Raw genomic sequence first — 15,215 nt, 5'->3', positions numbered from 1 at the left:
CGTCGGGGCGCTGCCCCGAACCCCGGCAGGGGGCGTTGCCCCCTGCACCCCCACCAGGGGCCGACGGCCCCTGGACCCCACACGCCGGCGCGGGCCGGGCGGCAGAAAGCCGCCCGGCCCGCGCCGGAGATTTTGACGGGTGGGTAAGGGGAAAGGCTCCGAAGGTTTTGCCTGGGAAAAAGGAAGAACGTCCCTGAGGTTTCGGGAGGGCGAGGTTCGGCGACCGCCGGGAGACGCGCTTATTGGCGGATAACTCTTGGAGATTTTACGACAATCCTGGCAAACGGCCCGCAGGACGAAACGAAAGAACCGCTCCCGGCCGCAGGCTGCCCCCCCGCCCGGGGCCGCCCCGAACGAGAACCTCCCCGCGCTGGACAAAAAGCCCGAAAGAAACGGGGGGGAAAGATGGAGGCGGGGCGGGCGGCCCCCTTTCTCCTCAAAAAGGGGGGGCCGCCCGCCCCCGCCGCGAATCGCGGCTCCGGCGCGGCCCGGTGGCCTAGTTCACGCTGCGGGTGGGCGTGGGGGCGATGGCGAGCATGGCCTGCTCGTCCACGGAGGCGGACTCCTCGACGATGAGGCGGCAACGCTGGGCGCCGGTGCTCAGACGGGCGAGAATGTGCTCGTAGGCCGCCGCGTCGGTTTCGTTCAGGCCCACGGCGAAACTGTTCCTGCGCAGCAGGTTCAGCAGGTCGTTGGTGGCGGTGGCCAGGGCGCCGTACTCCTCGATCATGGCCTCGCGGAAGCCGCCGCTGTGCAGTTCGCAGAGCACTTCCGGGCGCAGGCTCTCGCGCAGTTTCTCGAAGGTGGAACGGATTTCCTCGGCGCTGGGTTCCATGTCCAGAATACGCATCTGTGCTCTCCTTGCCGCCGCCACGGCGGGTCGTTGGGGTCGTTGGCGCTGGCGAAGCAAGGTTCGGGCCAAAGAGCAGTGCAATTTTTTTAGCTGTTATCCAGGGCTGTTACACTCTTAGCGAATCTTTACAGGGCAGGGTTTGCCGCCCAGGAGTCAAGGAAACGACGCCGCAAGGGGTGTTAAGGTTTTTACGGAGGCGGCCGATGAGAGGGCAACGCGCCTGGCGTGTCAGACCGTGTCATTCAGGAGGCCGCAATGGGCACAGTGATCGCCCTGGACCAGTATCGCATGCGCAGGGATCCCGACAGGGAACTGCACACACTCCTCGCCCCGCCGCCGCGCATCAACGACGGGCAGATTTTCGCGCGCGACTATTCCAAGCTGGACGGCATCGTCTTCGCGGTGCTGAAAATCCGCGAGATTCTGCGCTACCATGTGCAGACCAACGAGGAGTGGCAGTATCTGGCGCTCCAGGTGCTGGATGCGGCGTACCATTTCGATGCCGAGCGCAGCGCACTGCTGCACGAGGCTGCGGAATCGCTCAAGGAATACATTCTGGGGGAGATGGACAGCCGCAACGGCCGCGACATGACGGCGGCGCTGCTGCTGCTGGACCTCGTGGAGAAGGCGCCCCGGAACCGGGACCGCCAGCCCGCCCGGGACGGCTGAGGAGCACGGGCCGTCCTTCCGAAAAAGAAAACGCCCCCTGCGGGGGCGTTTTTTTGCGCCCGGAGGGGTTCCTCACGGGAGCGCAGGCGGGCCCGAATTTTCGGGGTGCTACTGTCTGCCCTGCGGGCCGTCGGGCCGGGAGGGGGCTCCCCGCTCGCGGCACAGGTCGCATATTCCGTAGAATTCCACGGTGCCTCCGGTAATCGTGAACCCGGGGGCGCTGAAACCCGTCACGTCCAGTTCCGCGACCTCGTTTTCCACGTCGCCCACACGACCGCAATGCACGCAGCGCACATGGTAGTGCGGATGGGTGTCGCCGTCGAAACGCTTCTGGCTGCCGGCCGATTCCAGCTTGAGCACCTCGCCGTTCTCCTGGAGCACGTCCAGGTTGCGGTACACCGTGCCCAGGCTGATGCGCGGCAGACGCTCGCGCACGGCGTCGTAGAGTTCGTCCGCCGTGGGATGGCTCTTGAGTTTGCGCAATTCCTCAAGAATGATCCTGCGTTGGCGGGTCATGCGCTGGGGTCGTTGTTCGGCCATGGGTTCCCTCGTTTTTATGCTTCGATTGATAACTATTACTGATAAGCCCAAAGGTCAAGGGGGGACCAGGGATTTTCCCCGGCTGCGGGCAGCCCCCCTCCCCCGGCGGCAGCGGCGCCCCGGTCCCGGCCCCGGGCCGTCGGGCGGCCGGGGCCTCGGCGGGGCGATAGACCTGCTCTCGGGCTTGGTCACCCGGCTCGCGCGCGGTCTGCAAGAGGAAGGCCCGCCCCTTGCGGGGCGGGCCTTGTCAATCGAGGCTGGGCAGCCGGATGCGGGCGGCCTGGGGGTTATGCTGCGGCTTTTTTGACGGAGACAGCGATTTTCCACAGCACGGTGACGACCAGGGCTCCGATGGAGTAGATGCCCAGGGAGATGAACAGCTCGGTGGAGGACGGCATGTATTCCGTCACGCCCTCGAACATGTTGGGGATGAAACCGGCGACCACCAGGCCCATGCCCTTGTCGATCCAGGTCGCGGCGATGAGGATCAGCAGCGCGAAGATCAGCACGGGCTTGCAGTTGCGGGTCGCCGGGGGAATGAGCAGGGCCAGGGACAGCAGGGCCAGGAACGCGGCGGTCCAGAAGTAGGGCACCATGGCGCCCAGGTGTTGGCCGGTCGCGGGGTCTTCGAGCCCGGCGAACAGGTACACGATGGAGTGCATGTGCCCGGGGATCTGGGAATAGAAGGCGGTGAACAGTTCGAGGCCGAAGAAGAAGACGTTGAAGATCATGGCGTAGGTGATGATCCGCGCCAGCATCTTCACGGCGTATTCGCCCAGCTCGAACTTGGCGACCTTCTCGACGATGAACAGCAGCAGCAGCATGATGGCCGGCCCGGCGCAGAAGGCGCTGGCCAGGAAGCGGGCGGCCATGATGGCGGTCAGCCAGAAGTGGCGGGCCGGGATGCCTGCGTAGAGGAAGGCCGTGACGGTATGGATGGAGAAGGCGAAGGGCACGGAGACGATCGCCAGGATCTTGACCCACTTGGCGTAGGGCACGCCCTTCTTCTGGGCCTCAAGGGAGGCCCAGCCCACGATGATGTTCAGGAACATGTAGCCGTTCAGCACGATCATGTCCCAGAACAGCACGGAGTTCGGCGTCGGGTGCAGCACGACGTTCATCAGGCGCTTGGGCTGGCCCAGGTCGACCACGACGAAGAGCAGGCACATGATGATGGCGCCGATGGCCATGAACTCGCCGAAGACGACGAGGTTTCCGAACTTCTTGTAGTCGTGCAGGTAGTAGGGCAGCACGAGCATGACGCCCGAGGCGGCCACGCCGACGAGGTAGGTGAGCTGGGCCACGTAGAAGCCCCAGGACACGTCGCGGCTCATGTTCGTGAGTTGCAGGCCGTGCTGGAACTGCAGGACGTAGTTGTAGGCGCCGACCGCGATGCACGCGAGCAGCAGCCCGATCCACCACCAGTAGTATTTGTTGCCGTTAAGCGCTTTTTCGAGCATGGCTCACCCCCTAGATGATGTAGAAGACGCTCGGGCTGGTGCCCAGGTCCGGTTTGCGGCGGAGGGTGAAGTTCTCCGCCAGGATGTGCCGGATCTCGGAGTCGGGATCGCCCAGGTCGCCGAAGACGATCTTGCCTTCGGAGGCCTCGACGCAGGCCGGCATCTTCCCTTCGGCCAGGCGCTCGGTGCAGAAGGTGCACTTCTCGACGACGCCCTTCATGCGCGTGGGGTACGCGGGGTTCTCTTCGGCGAGGAACGGGCGCGGATCCTGGAAGTTGAAACTCCGGGAGCCGTAGGGGCAGCCCGCCATACAGAAACGGCAACCGATGCAGCGGTGCATGTCCATCATCACGATGCCGTCCTCGCGCTTGAAGGTGGCCTTGGTCGGGCACACGCGCACGCAGGGCGGGTTGTCGCAGTGGTTGCACAGCAGCAGATAGCGGGAGTGATGCACCCGCTCGGCCAGGAACTCCTGGTGGTTGTGCGGGAAGGCGGCGTGGAAGGAGTCGGTCCACAGCCATTTCACGTCCTGCTTGCCCGGGATGGTCGGGACGTTGTGCTCCTTGTGGCAGGCCGCGATGAGGGGCGCGAAGTCCTCCTCGCCGTGGAAGGCGCGGGTGTCGATGACCATGCCCCAGCGCTTGGCCGTGAGATGCTCGTGGCCGGGCGCCATATGCTCATAGTGCGGCAGGTAGGCGCCCTTGGAATAGGCCAGGGCGGAACCCGCACCGGCGGCCATGCCCAGGGCCGTCACACCAGCCACTTTCAGGAAGTCGCGTCTGGTGGTTTTCATTATTTCTCCTCCTTGGGCGCGATATGGCAATCCCAGCAGTAGGGCTCCACGGCTGCGGCGGTGTGGCACTTGTCGCAGAAGTCCTTCTTGCTGTCATGGCAGTCCATGCAGGTCTTTTGCAGGCTCATTTCCACGTGGCTGCCGGAGGCGGCGGTATAGTCGCGGTTGCCCTCGCGGACCACGGAATCCCGCCAGGTGTCGAGAAGCTGCATGTGCTCGGCGCGCATCCACTCGGTGGGCTCGATGCACTGGGTGGCCTTGGACTTGGGCGGCAGCTTCAGCTCGGGGGTCGTGTAGCCGGCGCTCCCCGCATTGTACCAGAACGGGAACCCGACGATGCCGAGGAACACGATCAGGCCGGCGATGATTTTTCCACCATCATACATTGGCAGTACCTCCCTTACTCCATCCCGGGCAAGGGCTCTTGCCGCAGGTCTACTTCTCTGGGTTTCTCGCCCGTCATGACCAGCGCGTTGGCCACCAGCTCATGGACGCCGTACACCTCCACGCCGGGCGCCCAGTAGCGGGCCAGCGGGGGCAGGGTGGCGCGGTCGATGGCGCAGATGGTGGCCAGGGTGTTCACGTCGTTCTTCTGCTGCACGTGGCGCAGGGCGTTGCCCCGGCCGATGCCGCCGCGCATGCGCATTTCCATGAACTCGTCCGTGTTCAGGCCCGATCCGCCGGCGCAGCAGAAGGTCTTCTCGCGGATGGTGTCCTCGGGCATTTCGACGAAGTTGTTGCACACGTTCTTGATGACGTAGCGCGGTTCGTCGAGCAGGCCCATGGCGCGGGCGGGGTTGCAGGAGTCGTGGAAGGTCACGATCTTGTCGTCGTTGCGGCTGGGGTCGAGCTTGAGCTTGCCGTGCTTCATCAGGTCGGAGGTGAACTCCGTGATGTGGATCATGCTCGTTCCGGCGGCGTTTTCGAAACGGGTGCCGGTGATGGGGCTCACCGGGGTTTCCAGGAAGTCGGCCGGACCGTTCATGGTGTCCATGTACTGGTTGAGCACGCGCCACATGTGGCCGCACTCGCCGCCGATGATGTACTTCACGCCCAGGCGCTTGGCCTCGGCGTACATCTTGGCGTTCAGCTTCTTCATCATCCTGTCGGACGTGAACAGGCCGAAGTTGCCGCCCTCGGAGGCGTAGGTGGACCAGGTGTAGTCCAGCCCGATCTCGTGGAAGAGCATCAGGTAGCCCATGTAGGTGTAGGTGCCCGGGTCGGCGAAGATGTCGCCCGACGGGGTGATGAACAGCACCTCATGGCCTTTCTCGTTCACCGGGCAGTTGACCTTGATGCCGGTGATTTCCTCGATGTCGTCGCACATGAACTCCATCATGCCGTAGTAGGCATGGGGCTGGATGCCCATGTGGTTGCCGGTGCGGTTGGAGTTGGAGGCGGGCTCCAGAATCCAGTTGATGTTGCAGCCCACCAGGTGCAGCAGCTCGCGGGCCATCATGGTGATCTCGGCGGTGTCGATGCCGTAGGGGCAGAACAGCGAACACCGGCGGCATTCCGTGCACTGATAGAAGTACAGGAACCACTCCTTGATGACATCCTCTTCGAGCTTGCGCGCGCCCGCCAGGCGGCCCAGGATCTTGCCCGCCAGGGTGAACTCGCCGCGATAGATGGAGCGCAGCAGCTCGGCGCGCAGCACGGGCATGTTCTTGGGGTCGCCGCCGCCGATGTAGAAGTGGCACTTGTCGGCGCAGGCGCCGCAGCGCACGCACACATCCATGAAGACCTTGAAGGAGCGGTACTTGTCCAGCCGCTCGCGGAAGCCCTTCTTGATGCGCTCGCGCCAGTCTTCGGGCAGCTTCCAGTCCACGTCGGTGGGCACCCACTCGCGGATGTGCGGGAAGTCGCCCTTGGTGGCCTTGTTCAGGTATTCCAGGATGTCGGGCTTGGCCGGGTAGCACCACGTGCCAGGCTTGAACTCGGGCGGAACATCCATCCAGTTCTTCTGGGGAACCTTGTAATCGTACTGAAGCAGCTCTTCAGGTTTGACATTCCAAGCCATCGTCCACTCCTTGGGCTACTGGGCCTCGGTTTTGGCGGCCTCTTCGAGAGTCTTCTCGACGGGCAGCCCGGCTTCGATCATCTTCTCCCGGAACTCGTCCTCGTAGGCCGCGTAGCTGTGCGGCTTGACGTTCGGGTCGTTCCAGGGGTTGCGGTGGTACCTGGCGCGGCTGTCGTTGGGCAGGTTCCTGGTGGGGGAGAGGAACACGCCGCCCATGTGCATCAGCTTGCTGAAGGGCAGGTAGGCGATGAGGCAGCTCACCAGGAAGACGTGGACGAAGAAGATGGCCCCGACCCCTTCGATGTGCACGGCGGGGTTCAGCGAGAACAGGGCCATGGTCACTTCCTTCACGGCCATGATGTCGGTCTTGGCCCAGTAGCGCATGGCGATGCCCGAGACGGCCACGGCCAGGATCAGGAACAGGGGGAAGTAGTCCGCGGGCTGGGAGATGTAGCGCACCTGGGCCACCGCGAAGCGGCGCAGCAGGAGCAGCGTCACGCCCACGACCAGGGTCGCGCCGCTCAGGTACAGCGCGGGCACGCCGATCTGCAGGAAGGTGTCGGCGTATTCCAGGCCCAGGATGAACGAGGGCACCGGGTCGAGGAACAGCCGCCAGTGGCGGATGAACACGGCCAGGAAGGAGTAGTGGAAGATCAGGGCGAACAGCCACAGCCATTTGGCCGAGGCGTAGCGGATCTTCACGTCCACGCCGTCGGCGGCGGAGCCGAAGCGCTGCACCGCCAGGTTGCGGAACAGGGAGCGGAACAGCAGCACTTCGAGGGCCATGCGCACGAAGGTCTGCCCGGCGGTGGCGGGGTTGTCGTACTTGTCGTGGCGGATCCAGTCGTGCGACTTCATCTGCCCCGCGGTGGTCGGGATGCGGAACGGCACGGGCGCTTTGGCCCAGCCGATGACCTTGGCGACGAAGCCGACCAGGAAGACGGCAATCGCCAGCCAGGGGATGTACAGCCCGAAGAGCTGCTCCATCCCCGCGGCCCCCGCGCCGACCAGGGCGATCACGACCAGCGCGAAGACAGCGAAAAGTGAGTACAATGCGTTCATAAGCCCCTACCTCGATTGATGTTACACTGCCATTTACCCGTCACCCGATTCCGAAGTCCCGCTGTCGAACTTCGGATATTCGACGATGATCTTGTGCTTGCGCATGAGCCCGGTGAAGTTGCGCTTGAAGTCGTCCAGGCGGTTTTCCATCACCGTGTTGCGGCATTTGGTGTAGAGGTCGAAGGCGATGAGCATCATCGTATCGACCTTGTTGTCGAACTCGTGCAACTCCCTGGCAGGGATGGCCCCGGAGTCAATCTCGGCGGCGAAGCGCTCGCGGACCACGTGCTTGACGAAGAGCAGGATGGCCACGGCCTCGGAGGGCATGTAGTCCTGCACGGCGCGGATGCGCACCACGGTGTCCAGCAGGGGGGCCAGATCGTTCGAGGCCTCGGGCTGGAGCATCTCGTCGTAGAGCTTTTCGATGGCCCCGTGGATGTTGGTGCCCACGGGATTGCCCCAGCGGTGGTTCTTCTTGAGGAATACAGCCGACAACCCCGGGTAGGTCCGCACGATGAGGTCGAACCAGCGGTCGAGGATCTGTTCCCTGTTCTGGGCGAGAAGCGCAGCCAGTGTCATGGTGGGCCTTTACTAAATGATATGATAACCAGTTGGCGCACAATACGAATCGGCACAGGATTGAAGCATCCCGCGCCATTTGTAAACACTTGAAAACGAGTCTCAACCCTCCCGCCACGGCCTGCGGGCCGGGGGGGCGCCCCTTTTCCGCCAGGGGGCCGGGCGGGCCCGCCGCCCTGCGGCCCTGCGGTGCGCTCCGGCCATCGGGGGCCGTCGGGGACAGGACTCGAAAACTGCCTCGCGGATCGTTTCGCATTCCGCTTGCCCCGGCTATAATGAAATTTCCGCCTTCTCGTCAAATGGTTCGTGCAAATTTTCACTATTGGACGCGACGACCGGCCCCCAGCCCCACGGTCCGCAGGGCCCGGGGCCCGGTTTCCCGCGCTGTCGTAGCGGGAGCGCCGGAGGTGCGCCCGGAGCCCGGGCGGGCGGGCGGGGGAGCGCTCCCCCGCCCCGGGCAGCCAGGGCCGCCCCGTAAGGCGGCCGGAAGGCACGGGTCGCTCGGCGGCACGCCCCGCGCCGCTCGTTGCCCCGCGCCGCCCGCCCCGGGCCGCCGCATTTCCCCCCGGCCGCGGTTCCTCGCCGGTCCCGGCCTGTTCCGGCGTCTCCCGGCGTCCGCCCCCCCCCGCCTGCCCCGCTCCGCGCCCATTCCACCGCGCCCCCGGCGCTGGCGCTCGGGCCCAAGGTCGGGTACAGCTTGCGCCGGAGGAGCCATGCGCGAGAAACCCCTGGTCGCCCTGATCTACCCGCCCTGGCTGGAGGAGCGCACGCACACCGAGGACGTGGCCTGCGTGCCCATGGGCACCTACGCCGTGGCCGCGGCCCTGCTGGAGGCCGGGTGCGACGCCCGCGTGCTGGACTGGCACGCCCTGCGCGGCCAGCCCGAGGCCATGCGCGAGGAACTGCGCGCCCTGGCGCCCGACGTGGTCGGCGTCACCGTGCTCCAGGCCAACCGCTTCGGGGCCATGGACGCCGCGCGCATGGCCCGCGAACTGGACCCGGACGTGCGCGTGACCTTCGGCGGCGTGGGCGCCACCTCGCTGTATGCCTTCTTCCTGGAGCACTGCCCGGAGCTGGACGCCGTAGTCCTCGGCGAGGGCGACCTGACCACCCCCGAGCTGGTGCGCGCGTGGCAGACGGGGACGGACCCGGCCACCGTGCCCGGGCTGGCCCTGCGCGGGCCGGACGGCCCCGTGCTCACCGCCCCGCGAGCGCCCGTGGCCGACCTGGACGGCCTGCCCATCCCCGCGCGGCACTTCACCTACCAGCACCTGTCCCTGACCCGGGGCTGCCCCGGGCGCTGCACCTTCTGCGGCTCGCCCGCCTTCTGGGGCCCCCGGGTGCGCTTCCGCTCGCCCGGCCATTTCGTGGACGAGATGGAACTGCTGGCCGCCCGGGGCGTGGCGCACCTCTACGTCAGCGACGACACCTTCACCCTGGACCGCGAGCGCGTGCGCGCCGTATGCCGCGAAATCCTGGCCCGGGGGCTGGAAGTCGAATGGCAGGCCATCTCGCGGGTCAACGCCGTGGACGACGAGACCCTGGCCCTCATGCGCCGCGCGGGCTGCATCCAGATCAGCTTCGGCGTGGAGTCCGGCGACGACGCCATCCGCGAAACCCTGAACAAACACGTGCGCCGCGAGGACGCCGTGCGCGCCTTTGCCCTGTGCCGCAAATACGGCATCCTGGCCCGGGCCTATTTCATCTACGGCTGCCCGGGCGAAAGCGACGCCACCATCCGCGCCACCCTGGAGCTCATCGCCGAACTGCGACCCCTGGTGGCCCACTTTTTCATCCTGTCCGTCTTTCCGGGCACGGAGCTGTACGAGCGCTTCAAGGCCGCCACGGGCGCCGCCGACTCCATCTGGCTCGACCCCGTGGAGGACATCAAGCACTTCGAGCTGGACCCCGACCAGGACCTGGAGACCGTGGCCGCCTGGGGCCGGGCCCTGCGCGAGGGCTACCACGCCATGCTGCCGGGCTTCGCCCTGGCCGCCGCCGACGACCTGGCGCCGGACCCGGAGCTGGCCCGGTCGCACGCCGATTTCCTGGCCCGGCTGGGCATGACCTTCGAGCGCGGCGACTACGCCCGGAACCCGCACGTGCCGCGCGCCGGGGAAATCGCCGCGCGGCTCTATGCCCGGGCCCTGGAGCTCCACCCCGACGCCACCGCCGCCCTGGGCCTGGGGCTCATGCTCCAGCGCCAGCGCGACTACGGCGCCTCGGTGCGCACCCTGGCCCTGGGCCTGACGGGCAACCCGGGGCACGAGGGCCTGTCCCTGGCCCTGGCCGTGGCGCTCATGAACTGCGGCGACTTCGAGCGCGCCTGTTCGTTCCTGACGCCGTTCACGGGCAACCCCCAGGCCATGGACTACCTGGCCCTGTGCCACCGCCACCTGGGCCACCCCGAGCGCGAAGCCCTGGCCCTGGCCCACGCCCGGGCCCTGCGCCAGGGCCGCCCCGTGCCCGGGGCGGGCGACCCCATCGCCGGGAAGCCGGGCGCCCCGGAGTAGAAGCCGCCGCCGCGCCGCCCCGGGGTTGACCGACCCCCGGGGCGGTCTTATCCTCGCTGTTCGGTTCCACCGCACCCCCACGCCCACCCCACGAAGGCCCGCATGGCGTTCAAGAATCCCGCGCAGGACACGGCGCACCCGTATCGCGCCATCTGGCGGCTGTCCTGGCCCCAGGTGGTCATGATGTTCCTCCAGTTCTGGATCGGCTTCGTGGATGTCTACGTGGCCGGGCTCATCAACCGCGAGGTGCAGGCCTCCCTGGGGCTGATCACCACCTGCCTGTTCTTCCTGCTCATCGTGGGCACGGCGGTGGCCAACGGCGCCGTGGCGGCGGTAAGCCAGAGCGTGGGCGCCGGGCTCTACCGCCGGGCCCAGCGCTACGTGGGCCTGTGCCTGGCCCTGGGGCTGGGCATGGGCCTGGTGCTCATGCTCGCGGGGCTGACGGGCCGCGAGGCCTTCCTGGTCGTGCTCCAGGTGCCGGAGGAACTGCACGGCATCACCGGGGATTTTCTGTCCGTCTACGCCCTGCTGCTGCCCGCCTACCACGTGATGCTCATCTCCAACGCGGTGTTCCGGGCGCGCAAGGAGGTCATCTTCCCCACCCTGTCCATCCTGCTGGTCTGCGTGGTCAACGCCGCGGCGGACTTCGGGCTGGGCCTGGGGCTGTGGGGCCTGCCCGCCATGGGCCACTCCGGGCTGGCCTGGGCCACGTTCTGGTCCATCACGGCGGGCACGCTGCTCAACCTGGCCATGCTGTGGCGCAAGGGGCTTTTGCGGCGCGGAGCCTTCGCGCCCTGGCGCTGGGTGCGCCGGGCCCTGCCCCGGCTGCTGCGCGTGGCCGGGCCCTCGGGGCTCATGCAGGTGCTGTGGCAGTCGGGCTACCTGATGCTCTTCGCCATCACCGGCGCCCTGCCGCGCGACAACATCGTGGCCCTGGCGGGCATGACCGCCGGCGGGCGCATCGAGGCCCTGCTGTTCCTGCCCGGATTCGCCTTCAACATGACGGCCTCGGTGCTGGTGGGCCACTACCTGGGCGCGGGCCAGCCCGCCGAGGCCAAGCGCTTCGGCTTCCGCGTGCTGGGCATCGGCGTGGCGGCCATGAGCCTGGTCGCCCTGGGCCTGTGGCAGGTGGCCGACGACGTGGCGCGCATCATGTCCGACGACCCGGCGGTGCGCCTGGAGATCATGAGCTACCTGTCGTGGAACCTGCTGGCCATTCCCTTCACCCTGACGGGCATGATCCTGGGCGGGGCCCTGGGCGGCGCCGGGGCGACCGTCTACACCATGGTCGTCTTCGGCACGACCATCTGGTGCGTGCGTCTGCCCCTGGCTTGGCTTTTGGGCCACCACATCCTGGACGGGGCCCGGGGCGTGTGGATTTCCATGCTCGTGTCCCAGATGGTCCAGGCGCTGGTCATACTCTACGTGTTCGCATTCAAGGACTGGAAACGCTTCGCCCTGGTGCGGCGCGCCTCGCGGCGCGATCCCGCCGGGCTGACCGAGGAGCCGGAGCCCCTGCCGGTGGGCACCAACGGCGGCCTGAGAAAGTAAAGGAAGGCATGACGAAATGAAGGATTGCACCCCCCCCGTCTTCGAACCCGTTTCCCTGGAGCGGCAGGACGACTACCTGGAGCGCTTCGCCCGCTGCCCCCAGAAGGCGTCGGACTACAGTTTCATCAACATCTGGGGCTGGGCCGAGGAATACGGCCTGCAATGGCACTTCGGCGACACCCACGTCTGGCTGCGCCAGACCAAACCCCACGTCGTCCACTGGGCGCCCGTGGGCCCCTGGAACGACGTGGACTGGAGCCGCTGCCCGGTCATCGGCTGCTGCGGCACCTTCACCCGCGTGCCCGAAACCCTGGCCGTGCTCTGGCAGCGGGCCCTGGGCCCGCGCGTGGAGCTGACCGAGGCGCGCGGCCACTGGGACTACCTCTACTCCGTGCCCGAACTGACCGCCCTGTCCGGCAACCGCTTCCACAAGAAGAAAAACCTGCTCAACCAGTTCCTGCGCACCTACGACCACCGCTACCACACCATGACCCCGGACTGCGTGGAGGCCGCCCTGCAGATGCAGATGGACTGGTTCCTGTGGCGCGACGCCGAATCGCGCGAGGTGCTGGCCGCAGAAAACAACGCCATCCGCCGCGTGCTTCAGAGCTGGGACAGCCTGCGCGGCGTCTTCGGCGGGGTCATCGAGGTCGACGGCGAGCGCGCCGCCTACACCGTGGCCGAGCACCTGTGCGAACGCACGGTGGTCATCCACTTCGAGAAGGCCCACACGCGCTACAAGGGCATCTATCAGGCCATCAACCAGATGTTCCTGGACCACGAGGCCGGAGGCTACGAGTTGGTCAACCGCGAGCAGGACCTGGGCGACCCGGGTCTGCGCAAGGCCAAGGAGTCCTACAACCCGGTCGACTACCTCAAGAAGTTTGAAGTGACCGTGCGCCCGGCAGACTAGCCCGGCGCGAACCCCGCCCCCCGAGGGGGGGGAATATCGATAAAATGTTGCGCCTCGGCGCAATTCCGGCTACCTCCGCTAAGAGGGGCGGCACGCGCCAAGCCCGGCCGGGCTTGGCGCGTGCCGGAATTTCTTGTCTTCGGAGGAACCCGTCATGTCCATCCGCAAAAAACTGCTGCTCATCGCCCTGGCCGCCCTGCTCGGCCTTGGGGCCATCTTTATCGTCAACAAGATAGGCCAGACGCACATCGCCACCTCCGTGCGCGGCGAGACCTCCATGCTCCAGGCCGAGATCGCCATGCTCCAGGCCCGGCGCGCCGAAAAGAATTTTCTGGACCGGCGGGACATGAGCTACGCCGAGCGGCAGGCCCAGGCCATCGCCGACGCCAAGGCCGCCCTGGCCGCATGCGCCGAGGCCGATCCCGAGCTGGCCGAAGACATCGCCCAGGCCGACACCCTGCTGGACGACTACCAGGGCCAGTTCTCCACCCTGGTGCTGTTCATGCAGTCCCTGGGGCTCAACGAAAACGAAGGCCTGCAGGGCGACCTGCGCGCCGCCATCCACGAGGTGGAAAAGGCCCTTACCGCCAACCGCAGCGACGCGCTCATGGCCGCCATGCTCTCCCTGCGCCGCCACGAAAAAGACTTCATCATGCGTGGCGACCCCAAATATCTCGACAAGTTCTCCGAGGGCGTGGACGCGATGTACACCGCCCTGGACTACGACCCCTACATCTCCCGCGACGGTTACGAGACCATCGCCTCCCAACTGGACGCCTACGCCGCCCGCTTCGCCGAATTCGGCCGCGCGACCCTGAAACTCCAGGAAGCCCAGGCCCGGTTCATCGAAGCCGTGCGCAAGTCCGGCGACGTGATGGACGCCCTGGTCGTGCGGACCCGGGAACTCACCGCCCGCGACACGGGCCGCCTGGAGCTGTTCATGCTCCTGGCCGAGACGGCCATCGCCCTGGCCCTGGTCGGCGCCATCGTCCTGGTGGCCCGCTCCATCAGCGGCGGCCTGGGCCGCCTGCAGAAATGCTCGCGCGACATCGCCGGAGGCGACTACGCCGCCGCGAGCCGGGAGCGCTTCAGCGGCGAGCTGGAAGCCCTGCGCCAGGACCTGGAAGCCATGGTCGACAAGCTCGTGCAGAGCATGGAAGAGGCCGAGGCCAAGAGCCGCCAGGCCGAGGAACAGGCCGGGCACGCCCGCCAGGCCATGGAGGAGGCCGGCCGCGAAAAGGAACACGCCACCGCCCTGATGGACACCATGGGCGAGGTCGCCCAGCGGGCTGCGGCCATCGCCGAAGATCTGGCGGGCGCCGCGCGCGAACTGGAGGACCAGGGCCGCGAAATCGCCCGGGGCACCGACCGCCAGCGCGACCACACCCGCGAAACCGCCACAGCCATGGAGGAAATGACCGCCACGGTGATGGAGGTGGCGCGCAATGCCGCCCAGTCCGCCGAGGGCGCCACCCGCGCCCGGGCCAAGGCCGACGAGGGCGCGGCCCTGGTGGCCGAGGTCGTGGACGCCTCGGGCCAGGTCAGCGCGCGCACCGGGGAGATGAAAACCTCCCTGGCCGAGTTGGCCCGGCGCGTGGAATCCATCGGCCAGATCATGGACGTGATCACCGACATCGCCGACCAGACGAACCTGCTGGCGCTGAACGCCGCCATCGAAGCCGCCCGCGCGGGCGACGCCGGGCGCGGCTTCGCCGTGGTCGCCGACGAGGTGCGCAAGCTGGCCGAAAAGACCATGACCGCCACCCGCGAAGTGGGCCAGGCCATCGCGGGCGTGCAGGAGGGCAGCGCCGCCAACATCCGGGCCATGGACGGCGCCGGGGAAGCCGTGACCTACAGCACCGAGCTGACCCACAAGGCGGGCGGCGCCCTGAAGGAAATCGTGACCATCATCGCCGAGGCCGCCGACCGCATCGGCTCCATCGCCACCGCCGCCGAGCAGCAGTCCGCCGCCAGCGAGGAAATCAACCGCTCCGTGGAGGAGGTCGCCGAAATCGCCGCCCAGACCTCCGAGGGCATGGCCCGCTCCGCCGAGGCCATCCGCCACGTTGCGAGCCTCTCCGAAGACCTCAAGGGCCTCATCGACGAGTTGAACGCCACCCGCCGGTAAGACGGCGGGCCGCAAGCCCGGGCGTCCCGGTTTCCGGGACGCCCGGGCCGGATTTGCGCGACGGGGGTCCGGCCCGGCCGGGCGCACCTCCGTTCCGCCCGGTGCCGGGGGCAATTTCCTTCAAGACAGCGGAA

Annotated in this window: 13 protein-coding genes; 5 read left to right on the top strand and 8 right to left on the bottom strand. The window is 67.3% G+C overall.

Annotation, left to right across the window (positions count from 1 at the left end; genetic code table 11):
• Positions 1-496: 496 nt before the first annotated feature.
• Positions 497-850, bottom strand: coding sequence for a hypothetical protein (locus tag ACZ5KV_RS09470; protein ID WP_464239060.1), 354 nt, complete (start codon positions 848-850; stop codon positions 497-499).
• A gap of 258 nt (positions 851-1,108) precedes the next feature.
• Between ACZ5KV_RS09470 and ACZ5KV_RS09465 the strand changes: the two genes are divergently transcribed.
• Positions 1,109-1,522, top strand: coding sequence for a hypothetical protein (locus tag ACZ5KV_RS09465; protein WP_464239059.1), 414 nt, complete (start codon positions 1,109-1,111; stop codon positions 1,520-1,522).
• 108 nt (positions 1,523-1,630) lie between these two features.
• Here ACZ5KV_RS09465 and ACZ5KV_RS09460 read toward each other — a convergent pair whose 3' ends face one another.
• The 7 genes from ACZ5KV_RS09460 to ACZ5KV_RS09430 form a co-directional block, all read right to left on the bottom strand.
• Complete coding sequence (locus tag ACZ5KV_RS09460) at positions 1,631-2,062, bottom strand: Fur family transcriptional regulator (protein WP_464239058.1); 432 nt, start codon at positions 2,060-2,062, stop codon at positions 1,631-1,633.
• 287 nt (positions 2,063-2,349) lie between these two features.
• Positions 2,350-3,522 (bottom strand): sulfate reduction electron transfer complex DsrMKJOP subunit DsrP, encoded by a 1,173-nt coding sequence (dsrP, locus tag ACZ5KV_RS09455; protein WP_464239057.1) that lies wholly within the window; start codon positions 3,520-3,522, stop codon positions 2,350-2,352.
• Between the two features lie 10 nt (positions 3,523-3,532).
• The gene (dsrO, locus tag ACZ5KV_RS09450; RefSeq protein ID WP_464239056.1) at positions 3,533-4,315 is read right to left on the bottom strand and encodes a sulfate reduction electron transfer complex DsrMKJOP subunit DsrO; all 783 of its coding nucleotides are present in this window, start codon (positions 4,313-4,315) and stop codon (positions 3,533-3,535) included.
• Positions 4,315-4,701, bottom strand: coding sequence for a sulfate reduction electron transfer complex DsrMKJOP subunit DsrJ (gene dsrJ / locus ACZ5KV_RS09445; RefSeq protein ID WP_464239055.1), 387 nt, complete (start codon positions 4,699-4,701; stop codon positions 4,315-4,317). The genes dsrO and dsrJ overlap by 1 nt, the downstream gene beginning before the upstream one ends.
• A gap of 14 nt (positions 4,702-4,715) precedes the next feature.
• Positions 4,716-6,335: a sulfate reduction electron transfer complex DsrMKJOP subunit DsrK gene (dsrK, locus tag ACZ5KV_RS09440; protein WP_464239054.1), complete on the bottom strand. Its 1,620-nt coding sequence runs from the start codon at positions 6,333-6,335 to the stop codon at positions 4,716-4,718.
• Positions 6,336-6,350: 15 nt separating this feature from the next.
• On the bottom strand, positions 6,351-7,397 hold the full coding sequence (gene dsrM, locus ACZ5KV_RS09435; protein ID WP_464239053.1) for a sulfate reduction electron transfer complex DsrMKJOP subunit DsrM: 1,047 nt from the start codon (positions 7,395-7,397) through the stop codon (positions 6,351-6,353).
• Between the two features lie 33 nt (positions 7,398-7,430).
• Positions 7,431-7,976 (bottom strand): RsbRD N-terminal domain-containing protein, encoded by a 546-nt coding sequence (locus ACZ5KV_RS09430; protein ID WP_464239052.1) that lies wholly within the window; start codon positions 7,974-7,976, stop codon positions 7,431-7,433.
• Between the two features lie 713 nt (positions 7,977-8,689).
• On the opposite strand from ACZ5KV_RS09430, the gene ACZ5KV_RS09425 reads away from it, so the two are divergent.
• From ACZ5KV_RS09425 to ACZ5KV_RS09410, 4 genes are all read left to right on the top strand, one after another.
• A complete protein-coding gene (locus ACZ5KV_RS09425; protein ID WP_464239051.1) occupies positions 8,690-10,489 on the top strand; it encodes a B12-binding domain-containing radical SAM protein in 1,800 nt (599 codons plus the stop codon).
• Between the two features lie 102 nt (positions 10,490-10,591).
• Positions 10,592-12,040 carry an MATE family efflux transporter gene (locus tag ACZ5KV_RS09420; RefSeq protein ID WP_464239050.1) on the top strand — a complete coding sequence of 483 codons (1,449 nt, stop codon included), beginning with the start codon at positions 10,592-10,594 and terminating at the stop codon, positions 12,038-12,040.
• Between the two features lie 16 nt (positions 12,041-12,056).
• Positions 12,057-12,953, top strand: a complete 897-nt coding sequence (locus ACZ5KV_RS09415) for a DUF2156 domain-containing protein (RefSeq protein ID WP_464239049.1) — start codon at positions 12,057-12,059, stop codon at positions 12,951-12,953.
• 154 nt (positions 12,954-13,107) lie between these two features.
• A complete protein-coding gene (locus ACZ5KV_RS09410) occupies positions 13,108-15,081 on the top strand; it encodes a methyl-accepting chemotaxis protein (RefSeq protein WP_464239048.1) in 1,974 nt (657 codons plus the stop codon).
• The last annotated feature ends 134 nt before the right edge of the window (positions 15,082-15,215 follow it).

This window comes from Desulfocurvus thunnarius, assembly GCF_055390965.1.
Note: the sequence above shows the minus strand (reverse complement) of the source record. Positions and strands in the feature narration are given on the sequence as shown.

What these genes read in the sequence shown, in the direction of transcription:
- ACZ5KV_RS09460 (WP_464239058.1), bottom strand. Translation starts at nt 2,062, where the DNA reads ATGGCCGAACAACGACCCCAGCGCATGACCCGCCAACGCAGGATCATT.
- ACZ5KV_RS09430 (WP_464239052.1), bottom strand. Translation starts at nt 7,976, where the DNA reads ATGACACTGGCTGCGCTTCTCGCCCAGAACAGGGAACAGATCCTCGAC.
- dsrP (WP_464239057.1), bottom strand. Translation starts at nt 3,522, where the DNA reads ATGCTCGAAAAAGCGCTTAACGGCAACAAATACTACTGGTGGTGGATC.
- ACZ5KV_RS09410 (WP_464239048.1), top strand. Translation starts at nt 13,108, where the DNA reads ATGTCCATCCGCAAAAAACTGCTGCTCATCGCCCTGGCCGCCCTGCTC.
- ACZ5KV_RS09470 (WP_464239060.1), bottom strand. Translation starts at nt 850, where the DNA reads ATGCGTATTCTGGACATGGAACCCAGCGCCGAGGAAATCCGTTCCACC.
- dsrO (WP_464239056.1), bottom strand. Translation starts at nt 4,315, where the DNA reads ATGAAAACCACCAGACGCGACTTCCTGAAAGTGGCTGGTGTGACGGCC.
- dsrM (WP_464239053.1), bottom strand. Translation starts at nt 7,397, where the DNA reads ATGAACGCATTGTACTCACTTTTCGCTGTCTTCGCGCTGGTCGTGATC.
- ACZ5KV_RS09420 (WP_464239050.1), top strand. Translation starts at nt 10,592, where the DNA reads ATGGCGTTCAAGAATCCCGCGCAGGACACGGCGCACCCGTATCGCGCC.
- ACZ5KV_RS09465 (WP_464239059.1), top strand. Translation starts at nt 1,109, where the DNA reads ATGGGCACAGTGATCGCCCTGGACCAGTATCGCATGCGCAGGGATCCC.
- ACZ5KV_RS09425 (WP_464239051.1), top strand. Translation starts at nt 8,690, where the DNA reads ATGCGCGAGAAACCCCTGGTCGCCCTGATCTACCCGCCCTGGCTGGAG.
- ACZ5KV_RS09415 (WP_464239049.1), top strand. Translation starts at nt 12,057, where the DNA reads ATGAAGGATTGCACCCCCCCCGTCTTCGAACCCGTTTCCCTGGAGCGG.
- dsrK (WP_464239054.1), bottom strand. Translation starts at nt 6,335, where the DNA reads ATGGCTTGGAATGTCAAACCTGAAGAGCTGCTTCAGTACGATTACAAG.
- dsrJ (WP_464239055.1), bottom strand. Translation starts at nt 4,701, where the DNA reads ATGTATGATGGTGGAAAAATCATCGCCGGCCTGATCGTGTTCCTCGGC.